At 69.7% G+C, this 24,384-nt stretch carries 18 protein-coding genes; 4 read left to right on the forward strand and 14 right to left on the reverse strand.

The features are described from left to right. Positions 1 to 123: 123 nt before the first annotated feature. On the reverse strand, positions 124 to 1,059 hold the full coding sequence (locus ACVTJA_RS37475) for a spermidine synthase (protein ID WP_465840620.1): 936 nt from the start codon (positions 1,057 to 1,059) through the stop codon (positions 124 to 126). Positions 1,060 to 1,103: 44 nt separating this feature from the next. Further along, a complete protein-coding gene (locus ACVTJA_RS37480) occupies positions 1,104 to 3,182 on the reverse strand; it encodes a GH39 family glycosyl hydrolase (protein ID WP_465827362.1) in 2,079 nt (692 codons plus the stop codon). A 98-nt stretch (positions 3,183 to 3,280) separates the two neighbouring features. Here ACVTJA_RS37480 and ACVTJA_RS37485 point away from each other — a divergent pair, with 98 nt between their 5' ends. After that, entirely contained in the window at positions 3,281 to 4,126 is an 846-nt protein-coding gene (locus tag ACVTJA_RS37485) for a DUF6597 domain-containing transcriptional factor (protein WP_465827365.1), read from the forward strand. Positions 4,127 to 4,198: 72 nt separating this feature from the next. Further along, positions 4,199 to 4,642 (forward strand): VOC family protein, encoded by a 444-nt coding sequence (locus ACVTJA_RS37490; protein WP_465827367.1) that lies wholly within the window; start codon positions 4,199 to 4,201, stop codon positions 4,640 to 4,642. Positions 4,643 to 4,672: 30 nt separating this feature from the next. On the opposite strand, the gene ACVTJA_RS37495 is transcribed toward ACVTJA_RS37490, so the two are convergent. Beyond that, positions 4,673 to 6,658 carry a M12 family metallopeptidase gene (locus tag ACVTJA_RS37495; protein ID WP_465827371.1) on the reverse strand — a complete coding sequence of 662 codons (1,986 nt, stop codon included), beginning with the start codon at positions 6,656 to 6,658 and terminating at the stop codon, positions 4,673 to 4,675. 133 nt (positions 6,659 to 6,791) lie between these two features. Continuing rightward, positions 6,792 to 8,282 (reverse strand): dGTP triphosphohydrolase, encoded by a 1,491-nt coding sequence (dgt, locus tag ACVTJA_RS37500; protein WP_465827374.1) that lies wholly within the window; start codon positions 8,280 to 8,282, stop codon positions 6,792 to 6,794. A gap of 181 nt (positions 8,283 to 8,463) precedes the next feature. On the opposite strand from dgt, the gene ACVTJA_RS37505 reads away from it, so the two are divergent. Then, positions 8,464 to 8,979 carry an OmpA family protein gene (locus ACVTJA_RS37505; RefSeq protein WP_465827376.1) on the forward strand — a complete coding sequence of 172 codons (516 nt, stop codon included), beginning with the start codon at positions 8,464 to 8,466 and terminating at the stop codon, positions 8,977 to 8,979. Between the two features lie 4 nt (positions 8,980 to 8,983). Here ACVTJA_RS37505 and ACVTJA_RS37510 read toward each other — a convergent pair whose 3' ends face one another. The 3 genes from ACVTJA_RS37510 to ACVTJA_RS37520 all read right to left on the reverse strand — a co-directional run bounded on the left by ACVTJA_RS37510 (position 8,984) and on the right by ACVTJA_RS37520 (position 14,527). Then, a complete protein-coding gene (locus tag ACVTJA_RS37510) occupies positions 8,984 to 10,633 on the reverse strand; it encodes a GMC oxidoreductase (protein ID WP_465827379.1) in 1,650 nt (549 codons plus the stop codon). 178 nt (positions 10,634 to 10,811) lie between these two features. Next, entirely contained in the window at positions 10,812 to 11,711 is a 900-nt protein-coding gene (locus ACVTJA_RS37515; RefSeq protein ID WP_465827382.1) for a PilZ domain-containing protein, read from the reverse strand. Positions 11,712 to 11,962: 251 nt separating this feature from the next. Further along, a complete protein-coding gene (locus ACVTJA_RS37520; RefSeq protein ID WP_465827384.1) occupies positions 11,963 to 14,527 on the reverse strand; it encodes a PAS domain S-box protein in 2,565 nt (854 codons plus the stop codon). A 298-nt stretch (positions 14,528 to 14,825) separates the two neighbouring features. Between ACVTJA_RS37520 and ACVTJA_RS37525 the strand changes: the two genes are divergently transcribed. Next, positions 14,826 to 16,043 carry a M20/M25/M40 family metallo-hydrolase gene (locus ACVTJA_RS37525; protein WP_465827386.1) on the forward strand — a complete coding sequence of 406 codons (1,218 nt, stop codon included), beginning with the start codon at positions 14,826 to 14,828 and terminating at the stop codon, positions 16,041 to 16,043. A 63-nt stretch (positions 16,044 to 16,106) separates the two neighbouring features. On the opposite strand, the gene ACVTJA_RS37530 is transcribed toward ACVTJA_RS37525, so the two are convergent. The 7 genes from ACVTJA_RS37530 to ACVTJA_RS37560 form a co-directional block, all read right to left on the reverse strand. Then, on the reverse strand, positions 16,107 to 17,816 hold the full coding sequence (locus tag ACVTJA_RS37530; protein ID WP_465827390.1) for a DUF3616 domain-containing protein: 1,710 nt from the start codon (positions 17,814 to 17,816) through the stop codon (positions 16,107 to 16,109). A 100-nt stretch (positions 17,817 to 17,916) separates the two neighbouring features. Continuing rightward, on the reverse strand, positions 17,917 to 18,090 hold the full coding sequence (locus tag ACVTJA_RS37535; protein WP_465827392.1) for a hypothetical protein: 174 nt from the start codon (positions 18,088 to 18,090) through the stop codon (positions 17,917 to 17,919). Positions 18,091 to 18,128: 38 nt separating this feature from the next. Then, the gene (locus tag ACVTJA_RS37540) at positions 18,129 to 18,596 is read right to left on the reverse strand and encodes a hypothetical protein (protein ID WP_465827394.1); all 468 of its coding nucleotides are present in this window, start codon (positions 18,594 to 18,596) and stop codon (positions 18,129 to 18,131) included. 481 nt (positions 18,597 to 19,077) lie between these two features. Next, complete coding sequence (locus ACVTJA_RS37545; protein WP_465827396.1) at positions 19,078 to 19,629, reverse strand: response regulator transcription factor; 552 nt, start codon at positions 19,627 to 19,629, stop codon at positions 19,078 to 19,080. Then, on the reverse strand, positions 19,616 to 21,001 hold the full coding sequence (locus tag ACVTJA_RS37550) for an ATP-binding protein (protein WP_465827400.1): 1,386 nt from the start codon (positions 20,999 to 21,001) through the stop codon (positions 19,616 to 19,618). Before ACVTJA_RS37550 ends, ACVTJA_RS37545 begins: the two co-directional genes overlap by 14 nt. 75 nt (positions 21,002 to 21,076) lie before the next feature. Continuing rightward, on the reverse strand, positions 21,077 to 22,609 hold the full coding sequence (locus ACVTJA_RS37555) for a DUF1501 domain-containing protein (protein ID WP_465827401.1): 1,533 nt from the start codon (positions 22,607 to 22,609) through the stop codon (positions 21,077 to 21,079). A gap of 7 nt (positions 22,610 to 22,616) precedes the next feature. Then, on the reverse strand, positions 22,617 to 24,284 hold the full coding sequence (locus ACVTJA_RS37560) for a DUF1800 domain-containing protein (protein ID WP_465827403.1): 1,668 nt from the start codon (positions 24,282 to 24,284) through the stop codon (positions 22,617 to 22,619). Positions 24,285 to 24,384 lie beyond the last annotated feature (100 nt).

A 24,384-nucleotide genomic window follows, 5' to 3' on the forward strand; every position in this document is an offset into this window, starting at 1 on the left:
GGCCCCTCGTGCTTCATTTCCCGGCCACTCGCAAGCGCGTCGAGCAGCCGCGTGTCGGAGGGCCACTGTCCGTCTCCCGCATTGCACGGTGAGCATCAGTACGGGTGCCCCGCCATGCGTGGCTCAGGCGTGCCCGGCGGCGTGCACGAGCTGAAGGCCTCCCTGGTACCGGCGGGCCAGCCGCGTCCTCAGGTTGAAGGGGATGCCCCACTCCTTCGTGAGCCTGTCCGCGCGCGCGTTCAGCTCCGCCCGAGAGCGCTTCGCCACGTCCGGCAGCCCGACGAGCACCTGGTTGGCTGACTCCTCCACGGTGTGCGCGTAGAGCTGCGCGAAGCTCTGCTCCCACGTGCGCGCCATGGCCGAGTTCCACCGGCCCAGGGAGCGCAGCACGTTGCCCACCACCACACCGCCCGGTGACAGCCGGGCCCGGGCCGCCTGGAGGAACTCGCGCGTGGCCAGCGGTGGAGGGATTCCCCGCGGGCCATAGGCGTCCAGCAGGATGGCGTCATACGCCGGCCCGGGCGCCGCGATGACGTGCCGCGCATCCGCCACATGGACCCGCAGCGACGCGTCCTCCCGGAAGCCGAAGTGGCGCCGCGCTACGTCCAGCACCTCCGCGTGGAGCTCCGCCACGTCGACCTGCGCCTGGGGCAACACCGCGTGGAGGAACATCGGCAGGGCGCCGCCTCCGAGCCCCACCACGAGGATGCGCCGGAGCTCGGGCACGAAGGCCAGCGCCGCCACCATGGCCCGCGTGTAGTCCGACTCCAGCCGCAGGGGAAAGCCCGGCCACACCACGCTCTGCGAGGCCCCCAGCCAGCCGAACTGGAGGTAGCGCCGCCCCTCGTCGTCCTCGGTGACGATGAGGGGCGCGGCGGCCGACCTCGCCACGCACAACACCCTGCGCGGCTGTTCGAGCACGCGCGCGACGCGCGCCTGCGCCACCACGCTCCGCCAGGCCCGGCCTTGCGGCGGAGGACGGCCCCGTCCCAACCGGGGCCAGCGGCCGGGCGGAGCCCTCCACGCGTCCGCGAGCCCTCCCTGGCCGTCCCGGTGCATCCACGTCACGGAACGAGCATAGAGGGAGCGCGGCGAACGGGGAACTACGGCAGCGTGCCGTCGGTGATGACGACGTCGTCGATGTAGCCCCGGTAGTCCCCCGTGCTGGCGGGCCGGTCGTAGCTCACGAGGATGCGGTCAATCGTCTTCCCACTCAGCCACTGGCCCACGTTGCTGCGAATCCGCGTCCAGGTGTTCAGCGGAATCGCCCCGCCGTGGCCCGCGTTGGCGTGCATGCTGAAGCCGTTGAAGTCCGTGGCGCCGCTGTCCCGGAGCGTCGAGCCGTCCGTGCACACGAAGTCCACCGCGACGTACCGGCCGTTGTCCTGCTGCGGGAATATCCAATAGCTCAGCTTCGTGGCGCTGGTGACGGGGATGTTCACGTCGAAGACGCGGGCATTCGCGTAGGACACCGTCGCGCTGGTGTCCTTGCCCGAGTACATGAGCGTGGCAAGGCCCGTGTGCGGCGACTCCTGGCGCGGCGAGCACTCCACCTTCGTCGCCCACGTCTGGGCCGTGACGTTCTGGCTGGCTTCAATCGTGTCCAGCCAGGTGGGCTGGGTGTCGGTGCTCTCGAAGCCGGACTGGAAGAGCACGCTCCCGCCGCCGCTCGCGGGGATGACCTCGAACGAGACGACGGTGTACGGCGGCACGGTGTAGGTGAACGCGGAGCCCGCGTACGGAACCGTCGTGTACGCGGTGGGGTTCGCCGTCGTCGCCGCGTTGACGGTGCGCACATTCACCGTGCCCGTGACGCTGCTGATTCCGGCGAGCGAGACGGTGACGTCATACGCGTTGCCCGCCGTGTCCTTGTTCACCACGGTGACGAACGTCCTCCCCGTCGCCGTGGCCCGGCTGGCGAAGGCCTCGAGGTTCGCCGTTCCGCCCGTGGTGGTCAGCTTCTGGTCGCCCGTGTAGTTGCCGAAGAGGAACAGCGTGAAGTACGGCTTGAAGGGCGCGAAGTCCGTCGTGTTCAGCAGGCCCAGGTGGTTCTGTCCGGCCTCGGCGAGGTTGTAGAAGGCGAAGATGTCGATGTTGGCCTTCATCGCGTTGATGATGGCGCTGGCCATCCACGTCGCGTTGACCTCGCTGTGGTACTTCGCATTGAAGGCCGCGGAGTCCCCCTGCGCGATGTTGTACTCGGTAATGGCGGCGCCGAACTTCTTGCCCGAGGGGCCGGTGAGCACGCCGTTGAGGCCCCCGTTCTTCACCTTGATGACGTCATCCCGGTAGTTCGGCGGCGTCCAGGCCATCCGCCAGGCATCCGTCGCGGCGTCGCTGGCCTGGGGGCCGTAGTTGTGCCAACTGAGGATGTCCAGGTTCGCTTCCAGGTTCTTCGCCGCGTTGGACAGCCAGCTCTCGGTGGGCCCCTTGTCCAAATCTCCCGAGTGCGAGTCCGCCGGACCGATGAGCTTGAGCGTCGAATCCTTGCCGCGCATGGCCGAGGCGACGGTGGTGAAGAAGGTGTTGTAGTCCGCCATCGACGCGAACTTTCCGTCCCACTCGTTGGTGGACTCGTTCCACATCTCGAAGTACCGGACGCGCTTCGTGGCCCCCAACGCCTGGTCGACGTTGTAGCGCTGCACGAGGCCCGCCATGAAGGTGCCGTACTCGGCCCAGTCCGCGGAGGTGATGACCTTGTCCACGTCGAGCGTCTTGTTGACGCCTCCGGGGAAGCCGCACACGACGATGAGCGGCTCGGCCCCGGCGTCCCAGATGGTGTTCAGCAGCGCGTCGATGGTGGTCCAGTTCCACGTGTCGTGGGCCGGGTAGACGTCCTGCCCGTTGTACAGGCCCCACTGCGTGACACCGACGCGGACGAGCTTCACCTTCGCGTCGCGGATGCGCTGCTCGAGGGCCGCGTTGCCGGGCCAGTGGCCCACGTACTTGTCCGGTGCGCCCACGGCCCAGGAGAACGGGTTGACGGCGCCCGCGTTCGACGCGGTGTCGACGGTGACAGTCGTGGCCAGCGCCGCGCGCGCGACACCGGGAGCTTCCGGGGTGAGCGCCTGTGGGCCCGACTCGGAGCCGCCGCAGGCACTCAGCAGCAACACCCCCAGTGCATAGACGACGCGGCGGAATCCATGCGGCGACGACACTTCGAAGTCCGAGCGAGATGACACGTGCTCCTCCCAGGTGCGAGTCGTGGTTGCCTCTTCGAAACACTGACACTCGAGCGGGTGATGTGGCGCACGGTTTCCCGCTACACTCGCGTGGACCCATGATGCACGCGCGCGCGCCCTGCCCTCCGCTCCAGCCGCTCGTCCGGATGCTGTGGGCCTCGGAGGGGACGGACGCCGTCGCGGAGGGAGGGCTCGAGCGGGTCCTGCCGACCGGGGCCATGCACCTCGTCTTCCGGCTGTCGGACAGTCCCCTGCGCCTCCTCGAAGGCGGCGGGCCCCGGAGCGTGGGGCGGACCATCGTCGGCGGAGCCCGAGCCTCGTACTACGTCCGTGAAGTCTCGCAGCCCGTTTCCTCCGTGGGCGTCCAGTTCCACCCCGGCGCCGCCCCCCTGCTGCTCGGGGTGCCGGCACATACGCTGGCGGAACGGCATACGGCGCTGGAGGATGTCTGGGGCAATGTCGTGGCCGAGATGCGCGAGCGATTGCGGGCGGAGCGCTCACTGCCCGCACGCCTCGCGCTCGTGGAGCAATGGCTGCTTGCGCGGCTCCAGGGCACGCGCGGCACCGTGCACCCCGCCGTGGGGCTGGCGCTCCAGCGGTTCTCCGCGGGTCAGGACGTGACGGACGTGGTGGAGGCCGCGGGCTACAGCCACCGGCGCTTCATCGTCCTCTTCCGCGAGGCCGTGGGCCTGACACCCAAGGTCTACACGCGGCTGCTGCGCTTCCAGGATGTGCTCACACGGCTCGCCGCCTGCTCGGAGCAACCGTGGAGTGAGCTGGCGCTGGACGCGGGCTACTCCGACCAGCCGCACCTCCACCGCGACTTCATCGAGTTCACCGGGCTCTCGCCGGGACAGTACCGCGCCCTGCGTCCCCGGAACCCCAACCACGTGCCGGTGCCGTCCACCGGCCCGGTGGGAAGGTCAAAAACGTTCAAGACGTGAACCGCCCCGGCGGGGCACAAGGCGCGGCGTGGGTTCCACACCGGGGCTCACGCCATCGACAGGGATTCAGCCATGGCCATCCACGAGCTGTTTGCGTACATCCGAGTGAAGGGCGCCGACCGGGCGATTGCGTTCTACGTCGAGGCCTTTGGCGCGAAGGAGAATTTCCGCCTCGTCGAGCCGAACGGGCGAATCGGCCACTGCGAGCTCGAGCTCGGCAAGGGCGTGCTGATGCTCTCCGAGGAGTTCCCCGAGTACGGCATCCTCGGCCCGCAGAGCGTGGGCGGCGCGTCCGTCACCCTCCACCTCCACGTGGACAACGCCGATGCGCTCATCGACCGGGCCGTCACCGCGGGCGCCACCCTCGTCCGCCCGCCGCAGAACCACTTCTACGGCGAGCGCAGCGGCTCCATCAGGGACCCCTTCGGCCACGAGTGGAGCCTCGGCCACGAGGTGGAGCACCTGAGCCCCGAGGAGATGCAGCGCCGATACACCGCGATGTTCAGCCAGGGCTGATGCCCCACAGTGTCCCGGCGCCGCGAGTCCTCAGAAGACTTCAATCTCCGCCACCTGGAAGTAGTAGCTGCCGCTGACGGCCCGCATCTTCGTCGCCTGAATCTGGAGGAAGCGGGCCGGCTGCGCGGTGAACTCGAACGTCTGGACGCTCGTGGGCTTCGGATGGGCCGTGCGCTGGATGACGGGCGTCCACGTCACCCCGTCCTGGGAGAGGGAGATGGTGAAGTCCTCGGGGAAGCCGTCTCCCACCGTCGTGTTGTAGGTGGCGTCGTTGCGCGGGTAGATGTCCACGCGGTGCACCCAGGGCGGGCCGGAGGAGCCGGCCGCGTCGGTGAACTGGAAGCGAATCCACTGGGGGGTTGCCGGGTTCGAGGACGACATGCTCGACCAGCCGTAGCTGGTGGTGATGGAGCTGCGCTGGCCGTCCGCGACGCGCACCGGCGTCCAGCGCCCGTCCGGCTCGGTGCTGCTGTTGCCCGTCGTGCTCGACGCGGTGAGGGTGGCCGTGCGGGCGGTGTTGCAGACGAAGGCGCTGGGAGAGCCCGGCACCGGGCCTCCGGCGACCTCATAGAGCTTGTTGATACCCAGCCGGTCATGGCACCCCAGCCACGGACCGCCCGGGCTGTTCGGGTTGCCCACGCTTCCGAGCGCCCGGGGCGTCTTCGCCGTGGACCGCGTGTAGTGCATCACCGAGCTGTAGTCGTAGGGCCCCAGGGCCGTGTACTTGGCCTTGCACTCCTTGCGGTTGTTCCGGTCACTCGAGGGGACGGAGATGTACGTGTCCCGGTCGCAGCGCTGGTGCTCGTGGTTGAAGCCGATGATGTGCCCCATCTCGTGCTGCACGGTGCGGAACAGCCGCCCGTCGAAGCAGTCCGGGTCGATGCGCAGCTTCTGCTTGCCACCCACGCGCCCGACGGCCGACAGGCCACAGGCGTCCTTGAGGTTGCGCACCTTGATGCGAACCTTGTCCGGCGCGCTACCTTCAATCCACGTCACGGACGAGCGCTGATTCCAGTCCGCGATGATGTCGCGGATGGCCTGCCGCCGGCTCGAGCTGACCCTGCGGTTGAATTCGTAGAACACCACCCGGCCCGGCCAGCGCGGGTCCCTCAGCGCGCGCCTCCAGCAGCCCACCTGGTAGAACTTGCATTGTTGGTGGGCATTGATGGCGTAGGCGAAGCCGCTCACCCGCCCGTCCTCCGAGGTGTCGCTCACGGTGCCCGTCGCGTTGAGCCAGGCCTGGTACTCCACGAACAGGCTGTCCAGCTCATTGGTGTCCGCGACGTAGAGGTCCTCGCCCGTCACGACGTCGCCGTCGTCGAGCGACAGCTCCGCCTGCTCGCCGTTGGAGAAGGTGAAGGTGACCATGCCGGGGTTGTCGTAGACCTCCAGCTCGGCCAACTGGAAGTAGTACGCGACGCCCACGTGGTCGAGCCGCGTGGCCCGCACGCGCAGGTAGCGCGCGGTGACGCGAGGCAGGGCGAAGATTTGCGCCTCGTCCTCGTTGAGGACGTAGCCCACCTGGGTGAGCAGGGGCGTCCAGCTCACCGCGTCCTGGGAGCTTTCGACGACGAAGTCGCGCGGGAAGCCGTCACCCTCCTCGGTGCCGGACGTGGCGTCGTTGCGCGCGTGCAGCTGCAGCTCGTTGAATGGGCGCGCGGTGCCGAAGTCGAGGCGAATCCACTCGTTGGCGGACTCCGTGGAGCTGGGCATGGAGGACCAGCCGAAGGACGTCTCCACCGAGTCGCGGTTGCCGTCCACCGCGCGCTCCTTCGTCCAGCGCGGGTCGACTCCGGTGACGCTTCCCGTGGTGCTGGAAACGGTGACGGTCGCCGAGCGCGCCAGGTTCGGCAGGCAGGGCACGCTGGTGCACTGCTTGACGTAGGGCGCATTCGGGTCCACGGCGAGCCCCCGCGCCCCGTCATCGAGCGCCGGCGCATCCTCGTCCGTGCCACAGCCCACGCACACCACTGCCGTGAGCGCCAGGATGGCGCCCGCCTTCCAGAACGGCCTCATGTCGTCCTCACCGTGTTGTTGTCGTTCGCGGAAGGGCACGCCACGTCCACGGCCGGGCGGGACGCACCGTCTTCTCGACCGTCGACATTAATACATTTTCACACGGCTGGATACTGTTGCAACGACGTGGCGGCTACGTGGGCAGCTTGATGCCGGACAGGCGCTGGAAGAGCTCCACCGCGAAGCCATCCGTCATGCCGGAGATGTAGTCCGTCACGCACAGCAGGCGCTGGTACTTCGACAGCCGCTTGATCGCCTCATCGCGCTCGGGCGGCTTCTCCTGGTCCACCTGCGCGAACTCCGGCCGCTGGAAGGACTCCATGGGCAGGAGCTGCCGCAGCTTGCGCTCCTCGCGGTTCGGCTGGTCCGTCACCACCGCCGACGCGAACATGTCCAGGAGGCCACCCAGCGTCTTGAAGCCCGCGCTCTCAATCTGGAGCACCCGCTCGCTCTCGTAGCCCAGGCGGCGGGTGATGCGCTTGATTTCGTCCAGCTGCTCGCGCACGTCCTTGTCCGCCGACACCAGCGGCGTCTCCCACTCGCCCCGCTCCATCTCCTCCGCGTGCGCCAGGAACACCTTCACGCACGCCGGAATCAACAGGCCGATGGCCCGGGCCCGTGCCTGCGCCATGCGCGTCTCCAGGTGCGCGGGGGGCGGACGCTGCGGCTTGTCCGACGGAGGAGGCGGCAGCACCTGCTCCAGCAGCTCGCAGGCCCGCAACATCGGAATCAGCCCCAGCTTCGCCGAGTCCTCCAAATCAATCACGGCGTAGCAGATGTCGTCCGCCGCCTCGACGAGGAAGGCCAGCGGGTGTCGCGAGAAGACGCCGGGCTCGCGCTCCTTCAGCCCCAGCGCACGGTAGGCCTCCACCGCCAGCGCCTCGTCGTCCTGGAAGTAACCGAACTTCTTCTCCGACACCCGCCCCTTCACCGGCGCGCGCCCTTCCGCGAGCACCGAGGGCCGCGGGTACTTGCTCATCGCCCCCAGCGTCGCCGCCGTGTAGCGCAGGCCACCCTTCCGCTCGCGCGACTGGAGCCGAGTGAGGATGCGCAGCCCCTGCGCGTTGCCCTCGAAGCTCTGCAGGTCCTTCCACTCGGCCGGCTTGCCGAAGGGGCTCGGGCGTCCCGACTCCGGAGCCGGCAGTCGCTGCTCCACCCAGTGCTGAATCGCCGCCTCGCCCGAGTGGCCGAAGGGCGGGTTGCCGATGTCGTGCGCCAGGCACGCCGCCGCGACGATGGTGCCCAGGTGCGACGGCTCCACCTCCACGCCCTGCTCGCGCGACAGGTGACGCCCGGCCAGCTGCCCCAGCGAGCGCCCCACGCAGGACGCCTCGATGCTGTGGGTCAACCGCGTGCGTGTGTAGTCGCTCGACGACAGGGGGAAGACCTGCGTCTTGTCGTGGAGGCAGCGGAACTCGCTGGAGAAGACGATGCGGTCATAGTCCCGGTCGTAGTCGGTGCGCTCGTCCGGGAGGAGCCGCTCGTCCTGTGGGGGCGCGGCCTTCTCCGCGCCGGCCTTCGCCGGGGGTGAGCCCACCCGGTGCGGCGAGAGGAGCTGCCGCCATCTCTCCGTTCGACTGCTGCTGCCCACGGCTGCCTCGCTGTGCTGGAAGACGCGGCCCATGGTGCTCCGGACCCGCGCCGAGGCAAGTTTTCCCGGGCGGGCAGGCGACAGCCGCCGCCCTCCGTCCCGGCGAGCGGGCCCCGCGCTCCCCGCTCCGGGAACATCTCCGTGCTGGACGTGGCGGGGGCGCATGGGCAGCCTTGCGCGCCGTTCCACCCTTTCCTACCGAGGAGTCCTTCTCATGAAGCTCAAGGCCCTGAGCCTCGCCGTGTCGCTGCTGGCCCTCCCTGGAGTGGCCTCCGCGCAGAGCCCGTTCGACACCATCAAGAAGAGCGCGAGCGACGCCGGCAAGGGCGCCGTCGAGAAGCGCGTCAACACCAAGCTGATGGACGAAGGCCGCAAGAACCAGTGCAGCTTCAAGACGGGCACCGCCGAGCTGGAGCCCGGCTGCGACGCCAAGCTGAAGAAGCTCACCTCCGCCCTCATCGACGCCAAGAAGCAGCTCGATGGCGCCGGGGTGAAGAGCTACAAGTTCGAGGTCTCCGGCCACACCGACTCGTCCGGTGACGCGGCGAAGAACAAGAAGCTCAGCGAGCAGCGCGCGGAGACCATCGTCAAGGAGCTGGTGTCGCGCGGCGTGCCCCGCGGCGAAATCATCGCGGTGGGCCTCGGCTCCGAGAAGCCGCTGGTGAAGCCGGACGACACGGCGGCCAAGAAGGCCAAGAACCGCCGCTACGAGCTCCAGGTCCGCCTGTAGTCCCTCAGCGGGCCCCGGCGGCAATGGGGCCCGCGGTACCTGCCGCGGGCTCCACCATCGCTTCCGTCTCCCCTCGCGGGCGCTCCTTCGCCACGGGGATGAACGTCATCGCCCGCTCGGCCAGCGCGGTAATCGTGAGCGAGGGATTCACGCCCGGGTTGGCGGAGATGGCCGAGCCGTCCACCACGTAGAGCCCGTCGTACCCGAAGACGCGGTGCCGAGCGTCGATGACGCCCGTCTGCGGCGAGTCCCCCATGCAGCAGCCGCCGAGGATGTGCGCGGTGGTCGGAATACCCAGCAGCGTCTCGCTCACCATCGTCATCGGGTAGCCGTCCAGCTTGTCGGACACGCGCTTCGCCAAATCGAAGGCCTCCGGCATGTTGGACGTCGGCGCGGGCCCCGCCTGGAGCCCCGTCCTCACGCCCTTGCGCAGCGCCGTCGACAGGCCGCGCCCGCGCCGCATGCGCAGGTGGCCTTCCAGGGTGCGCATGTAGAGGAGAATCATCGTCCGGCGCGCGAAGTCCGGGACGAACCACGCCTTGAGGAAGCGCACCGGGTGGCGCACGAGGATGCCGACCAGGCGCGCCAGCCGGGCGAACATCGTGGCCCCGGGCACCTGCGGCGCCATCAGCAGGCGGAAGAAGCCCGAGCCCTCCGAGTAGCGCACCGGCTCCAGATGCGAGCGCGCGTCCGTGTGCAGGATGGAGCCGATGGCGATGCCCTTGGACAAGTCCTGGTCCTTGCGGCCGCTGACGACGCCGATGAGCGCCTCGGAGTTGGTGCGCACGCCGTCCCCCAGCCGGTCTGACAGGCGCGGCAGCCCGTCCGGGTGCTCCTTCAGCTCGAGGAGCAAATCCATCGTCCCCAGCACTCCGCCGGCGAAGATGACGTTGCGCGCGGTGAAGCGAACCTTCTCTCGGAAGAAGCGCCGGTCGCCGCGCAGCGCCGTCACCTCGTAGCCGCCCTCCGGCAGCGGGCGCACCCAGGTGACTTCCGTGTCCGCGTGCAGCGTGAGGCCGCGCTTCTCCGCGAGGTGGAGGTAGTTCTTGTCGAGCGTGTTCTTGGAGTCGTGCCGGCAGCCGAGCATGCAGCCGCCGCAGGAGATGCAGCCGGTGCGTTCCGGGCCCTCACCGTTGAAGTACGGGTCCTTCACGGTGACGCCGGGCTCGCCGAAGTAGACGGCCACGGTGGTGGGCTGGAAGTCGGGGCGGCCAATGTCCTCGCCCACCTCCTTCAGCACCTTGTCCGGGAAGGTGTTGAGCGGGTTGACGGTGGCGCCGAGCATCCGCCGCGCGGTGGCGTAGTGCGGAGCCAGCTCCTCCTTCCAAGAGGCGAGGTGGCCCCACGAGGGAGACTGGAAGAAGTCGTCCTTCGGGATGGGCAGCGTGTTGGCGTAGACGAGCGAGCCGCCGCCCACGCCCACGCCGGACAGCACCGTGACGTGGCGGAAGAACGTCATCTTGAACAGGCCCCGCCAGCCGAGCAGCGGCATCCACAACCAGCGCTTCAGGTCCCAGTTCGTCTTGGGAAAGTCCGGTCCGCGCAGCCGCCGGCCCTTCTCCAGCATCACCACGCGGTAGCCCTTCTCGGTGAGCCGCAGCGCGCTGACGCTTCCGCCGAATCCCGAGCCGATGATGAGCCAGTCGCAGTCCATGAGCGTTGCGCCCTCCGAAGTCCCATAACGGGGCCCCGCCGCGCACGTGACGCCGCGTGCGGGCCCCAAGGGCCACTCTATGACAGAGGCGGCACCGGCCCGGGCGTAGGAATGCACGAAGCCCGCCCGCTCACGGGCCGGGCACACGGCCGGCGTGCGCGGGCCGCCACCGTCCGGCTCAGCGCGCCCCGAGCAGCTTGCTCACGGCCTGGTACACCGTGGCCGCGGTGGCCGGGCTCTTCACGTAGGCAGCGGGGTTGAGGTTCGTCAGCCGGCCCACCAGCGAGTCCGGGCCGCTCACGTTCACCATGACGATGCGCGTCCCGGGACGGGCGGCGGCCCGGAGCACGTCGAGGGCGGTGCCCGTGTCGACGACGATGATGGGCGTGGGCTTGTCAGCCGCGGGCTCGGTGATGACGCGCAGGTTCTGCTGGGTGAACAGCTCCGTGACGAGCTTCATCAACTTCGCGTCCAACAGCCGCACCAGCACCACGGGCCGGGTGTCCACCTCCTGCGCCTGCGCGGCCTGGGGCGTGGGGCCCTTGCCCAGCTCGCGCACGTCCGTCTTCAAGAGCTCGATGACGTCCGACTTCAGCACGCTGCGCACGCGGTTGAGCAGCTTCGCGTCCGCCGCGAGCAAATCCTTCAGCCGGCGCTCCGCGTCCGGCGGGAGCTGGGTGAAGGCCACGCCCATCTCCTCCTCGCGGGCCCACGCCACCTGGCCCTGCGCGAGCAGCGGCTGGGGTGCGTCCGGCAGGCGGATGCGCAGCTCCAGGGTGCTGCCCACCGGCAGCACGCGGGACGTCTTGATGGCGAGGCCGCCCGCCCCGATGTTCTTCGTGTACGCGCGCACCACGTCCGCGTGCGTGGCGAACGACAGCTCCAGCACCGCGTCCGCGCGCACCGGCCGGGGAGGCATCGGGCTGCCCTCGGCGGGCAGCGCGCCCAGCTCCAGCAGGACGTCCCGCAGCAGCTCCAGGCGCTGCTCCTGCTCCGGGCTCAGCGGCTGTGACTTCTGCTTCTCGCGGAGCGCGTTGTACTCATCCAGCGCGTTCCCCTGAGCTCTTCCCATTCCCATTCGGCGGCCCCCGGTGCCCGTCGTGAAGACAGGTGGACTCTAGCGCTCCCCTTCACAACCATGGAGGCGGGACAAAGACACCCCAGCCACGGGTCCCTCCCGCCCCGTCAGCGAGCAGGGGCGCGAGCGCCCGGCCCACAGCGCACCCTACGGCACGTGCGACGTGTGCTCCGGTGGGACGGACGTGGAGTGCGAGACAGCGGACAGCAGCGCGTCATGTCCAAGGGTTTGCACGAGCGCGTGCGCGCCCTTCATGCGGAGGCCCCCTCCTGCTCCGGCGGGAAGGGCGCCACCTCCGTTCCGGCCCGCGCGGCGCGCAGCGGCAGGTCGATGTGGACGGTGGTGCCCTCCCCCTCCCGGCTCTCCAGCGTGAGCTGGCCGCCGTGCTGCTGGATGATTTCCCGCGCGATGTAGAGCCCCACGCCCAGGCCGCCCCGGTCATGCACCGTGCCCGCGTGCGGCCGGTAGAAGCGATTGAAGAGCCGCGGCTGCTTGTCCTCGGGGATGCCGATGCCCTCGTCGCGGATGGACACCCGCGCCAGGTCCCCCTGCGTGGAGAGCGTCACGTCCACCGGCGCCAACGGTGGGGAGTAGCGCATGGCGTTGTCGAGCAGCGCCACGAACACCTGCTCCAACCGGGCCGGGTCTCCCCACACCGGTACGTCCGCGTCGCCGTCCACGCGCACGTGGACGGGGTGCTCCGGGTGGGTCTCGGCCATGCGACGCGCCGTGTCCTCCACCAGCGTGCGCAGGTCGAGGGACTCCTTCGCCAACCGCATGCGCCGCAGGTGGAGCTGGGACACGTCCAGCAACGTGCGCACCACCTGGTCGATGCGGTTGGCGCCCCGGTCGATGCCTTCCAGGACCCGGCCCAGCATCGGGTCACGCCCCGCGTCCGTCCGGAGCGCCACCTGGGCGAAGGACTTCATCACCGTCACCGGCGTCTTCAGCTCGTGGGCCGCCATGCGCACGAACTCGTCCTTGAGCCGGTCGAACTCCACCGACTCGGTGATGTCGTGGAGGACGACCACCGCCGCGACCACCCGGCCCTGCTCGTCGGGGATGGGGGCCGCGTTCGTGCGCAGCATGCGCTCGCCGACAGGCAGCAGGACGCGGAGGTCGAAGTCGCGCACCACCTCGCCGCGCAGGGCCCGGAAGAGCGGCAGCTCGTGGTGCTCCATAGGGGCGCCGTCCATCGTCAGGAAGGTTGTGCCGCGCTCCACATCCGCCACGGTGCGTCCGCCATGCATCCGCAGGCCCGCCCGGTTCACGAAGGAGAGCTGGCCGTCCGAGTCCGCCACGAAGACGCCCTCAATCATGTGGTCGAGGATGGCGTGCAGCTCGGCGGAGCGGCGCCGCAGCTCGGACAGCAGCTCCTGCTGCCGCACGAGCAGCCGCTGACGCTCCTCCTCCGCCCTCCGGCGCTCCGTCACGTCCGAGAAGAAGCCGAAGACGCGGCGCGCCCCGTCGGTGGACACCGTGGAAAGGCTCAACTCCACCGGAAACACGTCTCCATTCCTGCGCACCGCGAGCGACTCCAGACGGCAGGCGGGGATGACGGACGGGCCCGTGTCGATGATGCGCTGGAGCTGACGGCAGCGCTCGTCGCGGTCCTCGGGCGGGCACAGGACGTCCAGCGCCGGCCGGCCGAGGATGTCCTCGCGGCGCCAACCGAAGATGCGCTCCGCGCTGGTGTTCCACGTCACCAGCCGCCCCTCGGCGTCCACCGAGGCCACGCCGTCCATGGACGTCTCCAGCACGTCGCGCAGCATTCGTTCGTTGCGCTCCAGCGCCTCGCGCTCGCGCTCGCGTGCCGCGAGCTCCCGGGACAACGTCCGCACGCGCAGGGTGCGCATGCCGGCCACCATGCCCGCGAGCAGGGCCAGCCAGAGGGTGAGCCCCACCGCCTGGAGGGTGGCATGCAGGCGGCGGGAGTTGGCGAAAAGCCAGTCCCGGTCCGAGGACACGTAGACCGTCCACCCCGCCTCGGGCACCGGCGCGGCCTGGATGTGCAGGCGGTCCACCAGACGGTGCTCCTGCTCGTATGCGCGCAGGTCGGCGAGCGTCAGCTCCGGCACCGGGGCCGACGCGCCCGGCCTGCCGCGCGCTTTCGCCCACGCCACGAGCTCGGCCTCACGCGGGTGGGCGAGGAGCCTGCCAGCGCGGGTGACGACGTAGAACGTCTCGTGGGGCGTGGTGTTCATCCGCGCCACCAGCGCCACCAGTTGGGGAAGGACGACGTCCACCGAGACGACGCCTCGCGCGGTCCCATCCGTTCCCTCGAAGGCCATGAGCAGGGAGGAGTAGACGAGGTCCACGTCGAAGTAGGGCTCGGAGAGGAAGGGGTTGTCCCTCGCCTGGAGGCCCTGCTGGTACCAGTCCCGGTGGAGGTAGTCGTAGGCCGGCGTGGACCACTCGTAGGTGAGGACGAGGCGCTCCGGCTCGTCGAGCCGCCGGTGGACATACGTCCCCACCCAGCGCTGGTCCGGCTCCAGTGCGTACGGGGTGAACCACACACCGATGCCGTAGATGGACTCGGGCAGGGCCGACGCCAGCGTGCCTCGGACGAGGGCCTCCACCTCGGAACGTTCGCGCAATGGAGCGGCCAGGGTCGCCACGGTGCGCGTCAACTGCTCCGCGGTGTCCAGGCGGCCCTGGAGCTGGGAGGAGAGCTGCTCGGCGCGGCTCGCCTGCTCGAGCAGGGCTTCTCGCTCCAGGCTGGCGCGGGCGAACCGGTCGAAGGCCATCAGCCCAGCCGTGACGGCGAGCCCCAGCCCGAGAGTCACCGCCACCAACTGCCAGCGCGGCGAGCGCAACCTGGCTCCCCTCCCGTCCGCCGGAAGGCGAGAAGAGAGGTCCCTCGGGTCCATGAACTCAACGTGGAGACGCGTGGGGCGGCGGCAAGCAGCGCGCGTGGCATGCCCTCGGAGGGCTGGCCAGCAGACGCCATCCGTGCGCTCCACGTCCGCCGCCCACGGGTCGTGCCCTTCTGTCCAGTTCTCGACACAATCAAGAATTCAGTTTATTCCTGGTTTTTCTGAAAAGGAGGATGCCGCCCGCCGTAAGGGGGCCCCGTGGAGCGGGCCCCGTCCCCCGCAAAGAGGAGCTGTACCCATGAAGCGTTTCATTCCCGTTTCCCTCCTGCTTCTGAGCTCGACCCCGGTTTTCGCCGAGCAGAACAAGGCCGCAACGAAGGACCGTGAGCTGTGGGTCACCCTGGGCACGGAGACCGTCGCGTCGATGCGCGAGTCCTTCAAGAGCCTGGGCTGGGAGGAGCCCACCGCCGTCGCCTCGAAGGAGCATGCCGCCGTGTTCAGCGTGCGCGAGTCGCAGCTGTCGCGGCTGGCGACGCTGATGCACGAGCGCTTCCACAAGTGCGGGGGGTTCATCACCTCGGAGACGCGCGAGGAGGCCCTGGCCTCGCTGGAGCCCGCGCCCGCGCTGGCGCCGCAGAGCCTCGTCACGTACACGCTGGACAACGCCACCACGGTGAATGCGCTGTTGGGCTCCGTGACGGAGGCCAACGTGCGCAGCACCATCACCTCGCTGTCGAGCTACACGACGCGCTACTACACGTCGCAGACCAGTGTGGACGCGTCCAACTGGCTCCTGTCGAAGTGGAAGAGCTTCGTACCGGCCACCCGCACCGACGTCACGGTGGAGCTGTTCCGGCACGCGAGCTGGGCGCAGCCGTCCGTCATCTTCACCATCCGCGGCACCACGCTGCCCAACGAGGTGGTGGTGGTGGGCGGGCACCTGGACTCCATCAACCAGTCGGGCAGCACCGCGCCGGGCGCGGACGATGACGCGTCGGGCGTGGCGTCCTTCACAGAGGTCATCCGGGTGGCCATGGCGCGCAACTACAAGCCGCAGCGCACGGTGAAGTTCATGGCCTACGCGGCGGAAGAGGTGGGCCTGCGCGGCTCCAAGGAGATTGCCGCGTACCACAAGACGAACGGCATCAACGTGGTGGGCGTGCTCCAGCTCGACATGACGAACTACAAGGGCTCGACGACCACGGACGTCGTCATCATCACCGACTACACGAACGCCGCGCAGAACACCTTCGTGCGCAACCTCATCACCACGTACGTGAAGATTCCGCAGGCCAACTCGTCGTGCGGCTACGCGTGCTCGGACCACGCGTCCTGGTACAACCAGGGCTACGCCGCCTCCATCCCCTTCGAGGCGCCGCTGAACAGCGACAACCCGTACATCCACACGGCGAACGACACGCTGGCGCGCTCGGGCGGCACCGCCACCCACGCGCTGAAGTTCACCAAGATTGCCGCTGCCTACGTGGCCGAGCTGGCCAAGGGCACGGCGCAGTAGTGCCGTAGTCGCAGCGCGTATGCGGCGGGCCTCCGACCAGGGACGGAGGCCCGCCGTTCTGCATCAATCCACGCGCAGCACCACGTCGGTGAAGGACTGGCTCGAAGCCGACACGTCCTTGCACTGCGTGCCGCTCACGAGGTGCGCGCCCATGTCGAAGAGAAGCTGCACGTCCTTCGTGTCCGGGTACGGAATCACCGCCTCGGGCGCGGACTCCGACGGCGCGGCCAGGTCCACGACCTTCACCGGCGCGCTGCCCGCGACACCGCTCCACTTCCACAGCGCATAGGGCCCCGGGCTCTCGTCGCGCGGGCCGCTGAGGATGAGCACCGCCTGGTGCGCGTCCGACCATGCCAGGCCGCGGATGCCAGCGCCGCCCAGGTTCATCTGAATCGCCTGACCGAACTTCGCGCGCGTGCCCGTCAGCACCGCGTCCGGGTTGGTCAACGTCACCAGCAGCGCGTTCGTCCCCACCTGCGGATTGCGGAAGCCGATGACGAGGCCTCCGCCCGGCAGCGCGGCGAGCCCCTCCACGTTGGTGCCGTTCAGCTTCGGCGCCAGGTCCGGCACCGTGGACTCCGACAGCCGGGAGCGTTCGTTCAGCAGCGAGATGACCGCGGTGTCCGGCTGGAGCCAGTTGGCCACGTCCAGCATGTCCTTCAGGAGGTTGGAGGTGCTGCCCGCCACCTGGAGCGACATGGAGGGCACCGTGCCCGCGACGTCGATGGCGAAGAAGCGGTAGCGCGAGGGCTGGAGCTCGCCGTCCTTGTTCCGCGCGTGCGACGTGGTGACGTAGACGCGGTTGCCCACGCGCGCGGCGTCCTCGAAGTCCGCCTCGTCCGAGGACGAAAGCCCCAGCGCACTGCCCAGGTCCTTGCTCTGCACAGCCGTCGCGCTCTGGCCCTGCGGGAAGATGCGCGCCGTCTGCGACTCGTCGTTGAAGTTGAGGAAGCGCGTCGAGTCCATCCACACGCCGCCCGATCCGTCACAGGTGCCCTTGTACGTCCCCGGGTCCGGGTCGAGCCCTCCCGTGCCTCCGTCAGGGCTCGCCACATCCCACGTCACCGTCAGCTTCGGACGGGCGCTCTTGGTGGAGTACTCGCTGGAGCGGAGCTCGAGGCGGTTGTCGTTGTCCTTGTTGGCGAGGATGAGCCCGTTGTTGCTGGAGGGCGTCGTCACCCACCGGCGCACCACGTCCAGGCCCGCCGCGTTCAGCGTCACGGTGTACGTGCCCGTCGCCGAGGCGCGGATGGAGCCGAGGGACACCGTGTTCCGGTCTCCACTGCCGTCCGCGCCATTCGAGGCCCACTCGTGGGAGCTGTCCGCGCGCTTCCACGTCACCTGGCTCTCCGTCCACGCACGGGTCACCTCGTAGAAGTCATAGGTCTGGTCCGCCTTGTCGGACACGGTGAGAGTGAGCGTGGCGGAGCGGATGAGCGCAGTCGCCGGAATGGCCGACACGTCCCACTTCAGGAGGATGTAGTCCTCGTTGCCGCTGCCCGCGGGCGTGTCGCCGCTCGCGGAGAGGCTGGTGTCCGTGCCGTGGTTGGCGTCGGGGCTCTCCTCTTCAATCATCGCGTCGCGAGTGCCCGCGTAGCTCGACGTCGGCAGCACGCCGTCCTGGAAGGAGGTGCTCTGCGCGCCCGCCAGCTCCATCGTCTCCCTGGCCAGGCCCTCTTCGTCGCGTCCTTCGGGCTCGGTCGGCTCACACCCTTGAGCAAGCAGGAGACCCGCCGCCAGCGCGGCAATGGCGGTGCCTTTCAGTCCAGACATGTCCTCTCCCTTCGCGCCCGTGCGGGCGAGGGGCGGACGGTCACCCACTCCCTTCCAGAGACGCTGTCACGAATCTGTCGAGACTCCGTGGCACGGGCAGTCACACGTCCCGAGGCTTCAGGCTCGCCGGGCGGGACGGCGAGCGGCGGCTCCGTCCCTCCGGCTGGGGCTCCGCGCCTGCTTCCAGCGGTCGCGACGTGCGCGGGCCGGGGGCCCCGGACTTCGGACCGGGCATGTCGGGCAGCATCATCAACATCCAGAGGACATCGAGCATGGGGTGGAGCCTCCTCGTGGCGGGGGAAGAAGGTGGGCTCAGAAGCCCCGGAACAGGGGCCGGCCGGTGGAGAGCCAGGGCCATGGGATTCCGAGCACGACGAAGAGCAGCGCCACCATGAGCCCCACCGCCCACACACGGTGCTTGCGCCGCGAGTCATCCGCCCGGCGGCTCAGCGCGGACGCCACGTGCGCGGCGACGAGCGCGAGCAGCATCATCACCGGGTGCTCCAGGCTGAAGAAGCGGAGGAAGGAGACGGACAGGTTGGCGCGCAGCGCGTCCATCGACCTGGGCGTGAGCGGGCTGAGCGCGAAGTAGAGCGTCATCCCGAGCAGCAGTTGGAGGTCGAAGGCGGAGACGAACGCGAGCTGGAGGCGCCGGTCAGCGCGCGTCCAGTCGCGGCCTCGCAGCCAGCCTGTCAGCGACGTCCCGAGCGTCAGTACGCCGAGCACCACCACGCCCCAGCGCAGCCACGAGTGAAGGAAGAGCACCGCCGCGTAGAGCATGTCGTTCACCTGTCGGCCCGGGCGGGCGGCATGGATTCAATCCACCGCTGGATGAGCGCGAGGCCCCGCTCGTCGACGATGTGCGTGGCCAGCGGCCAAGAAGCGCGCCCGCGCGCGGAGTGGACGACATCCAGCCTCCCGACATGCGCCACCCTAACGGCGCGCTCGGAATGGCTCGTGCGTCTTGATGACGCACCCGCCTCCCCTGCTCACAAACCCGCTTTCGCGGCGACCTCCTCCACGACGTCCCGAGGCAGGCGGAAAGCCTTCACAATCTCCTCTCGGACAGGGGCCGGGACCGGGGGCTCACGTGCATCGAGGACTGCAAGCATGCGGTCCGCCAGGGCGAGCAGCTCGAGGCCCTGGCGCGCCAGTGATTGGGCGAAGGGGCGGAGCTCCACCTCGACACGCTGCGTGAGGGCCTTCCCGCGACGCCAGAGCTGGAGGCGGGACTCAACTGATACGAGAATCGGGCTCTGGCTCACTTCGGAACGGGATGCTTGGCCAGCTTGCGCTGCAGGCTGCGACGCTGGATGCGGAGGAGCCGTGCGGCCTGGGAGATGTTGCCCCCGCAGTCCGCGAGCACGCGCTGGATGTGCTCCCACTCCGCCCGCGCCAGTGAGGGCACCTGGTGCTCCTTCGCCGCTGCCTCGCCCTCGGGCAACGTGGCCCCGGCGAAGGCCAGGAGGATGTCATCCACGTCCGCCGGCTTCGTGAGGTAGTGCGTGGCGCCCCGCCTCACGGCCTCCACCGCAGTCGCGATGCTGCCATAGCCGGTGAGCACCACGAGCGTGGCGCTCGCGTTCGCCGCCTTCAGCTCGCGCACCAACTCCAGCCCGGAGCCGTCGGGCAGACGCAGGTCGATGACCGCGTATTGGGGACGCAGCTCCCGCGCCCGCTCAACGGCCTCCGCCGCGTTGGCCGCGCCGTGCGCCGCGAAGCCATGCCGGCCAAACGCGCGCACCAACCGCTCGCGATAGGGCTCGTCGTCATCGATGACGAGCACCGCGGGCGCCACCTCATCCCGCGACATGGGCGGCCTCCGTCCGGCAGGGCAGCTCCAGCGTCACGCGCGTCCCCCGCCCCTCCTCGGAGGCCAGCTCCAGCCGGCCTCCGCACAGCTCCGCGTACGTCTGGCTCAGGAACAGTCCCAGCCCCATGCCCTGCCCGGGCGGCTTCGTCGTGAAGAACGGCTCGCCCAGGCGCGGCAGGAGCGCTCGTGGAACTCCCGTGCCCTGGTCCTCCACCGTGAAGCACAGCCGCTCCGAGTCCCCTCGCACCGACACGGTGACGATGGCCTGCGTGGCATCACTCGCATGAAGCCCGTTGCGCACGAGGTTCGCCAGCACCTGCACCAGCCCTCGCACGGGACACACGAGCAGCAGGTCCTCCGGCCCTGCGTCGAAGTGCAGCCGAGCCAACTCCGCCGCCCCGAGCTGCTCCTTCAGCCGCGCCAGCACCGCTCCCGCCGTGGTCCGCTCCGGCACCTCCCCGAGCGAGCGCCCCGCCCTCGCGCTCATGCGCTCCAGGATGTCCCGGCACCGCTCCACCTCGTCGCGGATGAGGCGCGCGTCCTCCAGCGCCTCGTGCGGCTCCTCCAGGATGAGGGACTCCAGCTCGTTCGCCGCGATGGCGATGGTCCCCAGCGGCGTCCCCAACTCATGCGCCGCGCCCGCGGCCAGCGTGCTCAGGGACGCGAGCTTCTCCGCGCGCGCCGCGAACTGCTGCGCCCGCACCACCGCCTCCTGCCGGTCCTTCAGCGCCGACGCCACCCGGGCCACCACGAAGACGATGACCAGCGCCGTGAGCACGAATGCCATCCACGTGCCGAGCACGTGGACCGAGGCCAGGGTGCCGCCTCGGGGCACGCCCGTGACTTCCGGCAGCGGGACGTGGAACACAAAGAGGCTCGCATGGCCCAGCACGGCGAACAGCCCGATGAGCACCGTCCAGCGCGGACCCAGCACGAGCGCGGCGAGCGTCACGTGGACGAGGTACAGCATGCTGAAGGGATTCGCCGGCCCGCCGGACAGCGCCAGCAACCCCGTCAGCAGCAACAGGTCGAACGTGAGCACCCCCGCCAGCATCCCGGGGCGCACGGCGGGCGCGCGACGCAGCCACAGCGCGAGCAGGAGGTTGGACACCGCCGTCGTCGCCACCAGCGCCAGCAGCGGCATCACCGGCAGCTCCAGCCCGAAGCCCCGCGTGGCCACCGCGATGGTGAGGGCCTGTCCGGCGGCCGCATGCCAGCGCAGCCGCACCAGCCACCTCAGCGCGATGGCGCTCGACGAGAGCCGCGCCACCATGTCCCGCGCCGTGCGGCGGAACGGGCGGCGCGGCGGCTCGTGCGTCAGCACCGGAGCGCCATGCACGGCCGCCCCGGCATCGGTGGGCACGCTGGACACGCCACCCTTCATACCCCGGACCGTCACACGGGACGAGTGCGTCAAAGTGACGCACTCACCCTGCGAGTAAGCGGCCTACACGTCCGGCAACATGAAGCCGACCTTGTACGCCCGCGCCTGAGCCGGGAAGCCGTTGGCCACGGCGGCGGCGACGTAGCCCGCGATGTTGGGGAAGGCGTAGTCGCGCTCCGCGGCGCCGGAGAGCCCCAGCCACGAGGCCAGGCTGAACCCGTACTGGTCCACGGTCAGCGTCGGAATCCATCGCCCCTTCGCGTCCACGGTGTCGAGGTTGTTCACCGCGCCGCCCGACAGGTCCAGGTTCGGGAAGGTGCCGTACAGCCGGCGCCCCTGCACGCGGTCCCCAATCACGATGGCGTGGCTGCCCCACCCGTGGTCGCTGCCCTTGTCGGAGTTCTCCATCAGCGTCCGGCCGAAGTCGCTCATGGTGAAGAGCGTGGCCTGCGGAGGGCTCGTGCCGAAGGCGCCTTCCGTCTTGAGCAGCGTCATGGCCTGGTGGAAGGCATTCAGCGAGAAGTCGAGCTGCGCGAGCAGGTCGTCCTGCGTCGGCCCCTGTCCCACGTGCGTGTCGAAGCCGCCGAGTCCCACCGAGAACACCTGCCGCCGCACGCCCAGGCCTCCGCCCGTCGTGGGCATGGCCCCGGCGATGAGGTCGCGCAGCGCCTGGTAGAGCTGCGTGTGCAGCGTCCAGGTCGCGCTCCCCTGTTGCGACGGAACGAAGAGCGCATCGATGGCGATGCGCGTCGCCTCCGGGAGCGTGGCCCAGGCCGCGTCCCGCGCGGCGGTGCGCGCGGCGGCGAACGTCTGCGCCGTGGTGAAGACGCCGCCGTAGGACGCTTCCAGCGTGACGTTGTTGTGGAAGCCCACCACCTGCGCGAGCGCGTCGTTCTGGAGCGCGTTGAAGTCGGCGTCGCCCGTCTGGCGGAACGCGAGCGTGCCGCTGGAGGACACCATCATCGGCTGGCGCACCGCGCCCGCGGCGAACAGGGCCTTGCCTCCGAAGGACGTGACTTCTGGGTAGTCGCCCGGGTTGACGCCGGCGAGCTTGTCCGCCGTCCGTCCGCCCCACCCCGTGGCCTTGCCGACGAGGTCCAGCGGCAGGGAGATGGTGGACGGGTTGGCGATGGCGCTCGCCCACGCGTCCTGCTGGTCGCTGTGGGAGAAGAGGTTGTCCGGCCGGGCCACCGTCTCCGAGGTGTAGTCCGCCTTGCGCATGGGCAGCACGAGCGGCCCCACGTTGCACACCACGGCGGCGCGCTCCTGCTCGAAGAGCGTCGAGAGCTTCTCGAGCGCGGGGTGCAGCCCGTACGAGCCGGCGGGCTGTCCCACCGGGTTGATGACACGCAGCGAGGTGTCGTCGATGCCGAGGTTCGGCCGCGCCGCGCGGTACTGCGCATACGGGCCCGCCGCCAGCGGGACGATGACGTTGTTGCCGTCATTGCCGCCCAGCAGGAAGACGCACACCGTCGCGCGGTAGCCGGCGTAACCGCCCAGCGTGGCGGCCTCCGCGCGGCCCAGCCAATTCGGAAGCGTGGACGCGGCGGCGAGGAGGCCCGTGCCCTGGAGGAACTTTCGTCGGGAGAAGGTCATGGGCGGCTCACCGTTGAATCTGGAACTCGGGGGAGAGGGACGTGAGGAACAGGGCCAGCTTCTTCCGGCGCGTCAGGTCGCCCGCGCGCGGGTCCGTCATCGCGTTGTAGACGGTGAGCTGCAGGTCCGAGGACATCGTGCCGTGCAGCAGGTAGCGGTCCAGCCAGACCACCAAATCGTTGGGGTCCGTGGGCAGCACGCTCAAGTCAATGATGATGCCCGCGTTGGCGGGGGCCCCGGCATAGAGGAGCTCGTGCACGAAGTTGGCGCGCGCGGCGACGGTGGCCGTGTCGAGGATGGCGAACTCGGGGCCGAGCAGCCCATTGGCGCCGGGCGCGGGCGCGTTCGGCGGGTAGTAGCTGAAGACGGACGGCGGCCGGGGCACGTACTGCCCCATCGAGCGGCTGTAGGAGTTGAGCTTCGCGCCCGGGTCCTTACCGTCCGCCGTGTCGAGCTGCACGTTCAGCCACCGGACCAGCGTGGTGACGAACAGCGCGGGCGCGCGGAGGTGCCCGTAGCTGGCGTACTGCGCCAGCGGCGGCTGCGGCCCGCGCGCCTCGTCGTCCTCCAGGATGGCGCGCACCACCGCGCGCAGGTCACCGCGCACGCCGCTGCCATTGTTCTTGAAGACGTTCACCACGCGCTGCACGTACGCCGTGCTGGGGTTGCTGGTGACGAGGTGCTGGATGAGCTGCTTGGAGATGAAGGGCGGGACGTTGGGGTCCGCCTCGATGTTGTCGAGCGCCTCCTTGAGGTGCTTCGTGGCGGTGCCTCCCGCCGTCGTGGAGAAGCCGCGCAGCAGCGCCTGCGACGTGGAGTCGTGATTCACGTCGCAGCCAATCATCGGCTGCGCATAGCTGGCCGGATTCGACTTGCCGATGGTGGGGCACGCGGCGCCGCCGTACGTCCAACCGGAGAACGCGTGCGCGAAGGCCTGCACCTGGGCCTCGGTGTACGCGGGCACGGGCGCGCCGGTGTTCGGGTCCTCCACCACCGTGCCGTCCTCGTTCAGCTTGTGAAGGCCGAGCGAGAAGAGCTGGAGCAGCTCCCGCGCATAGTTCTCGTTGGGCTCGATGGGCTGGCCGTTCGCCTTGAAGGCCTTGTTGTTCGCCATGTCGAGGTACGTCCCCATGGCGGGGTCCTTCGTCACGGCGTCCAGGAGCTGGCGGTAGGTGCCAAAAGCCCGGAAGGAGAGCAGGTTGAGGTAGCCCGCCATCGCCAGCTTCGGCTCGGACTCGGGCGTGGTCTGCGGGTCGGGGATGCCCACCTGGGAGACGACGAGAATCTGGCTCAGCGCGAAGGCCACCCGCTGCCGGAGCTGGTCCTGCCCCGTGACCGCGTTGGAGAAGAACTGCGAGCCCAGGTCCGTGCTCGCGGCACCGTCGAACAGCGAGCGCGGCGCGTTGAACTGCTCCGTGATGGATTGGGTGATGCCGACGGAGACGACGTGCTCCACGGAGTCGATGGGCGCGGGGCTCACCCCCAGGGCCAGGCGCGGGCCGAACGTGGCCTGCTCCAGGAAGCGGAGCGCGTTCTGCTCCGAGGGCGTGGCGAGCGGCTCGACGGACTGCCGCGCCTCTTCGAGTCGTGGTGCGGGAGGACCTTCGGGCGGGTCCTCCCCCGGCGTGCACGCGGACGCGAGCACGGTGAGGGTGAGTGCGAGACGACGAGTCATCCGGAGCTCCTTGATGAGCGGAACTGCCGGGCGCCCGGGGAGTGCCCCCGCGACGCCCGGCAGGACTTCAGCCGAAAGAGCTTATTTTCCAGCTAAAGCC

The sequence above is a fragment of the Pyxidicoccus sp. M6 genome, assembly GCF_055568925.1.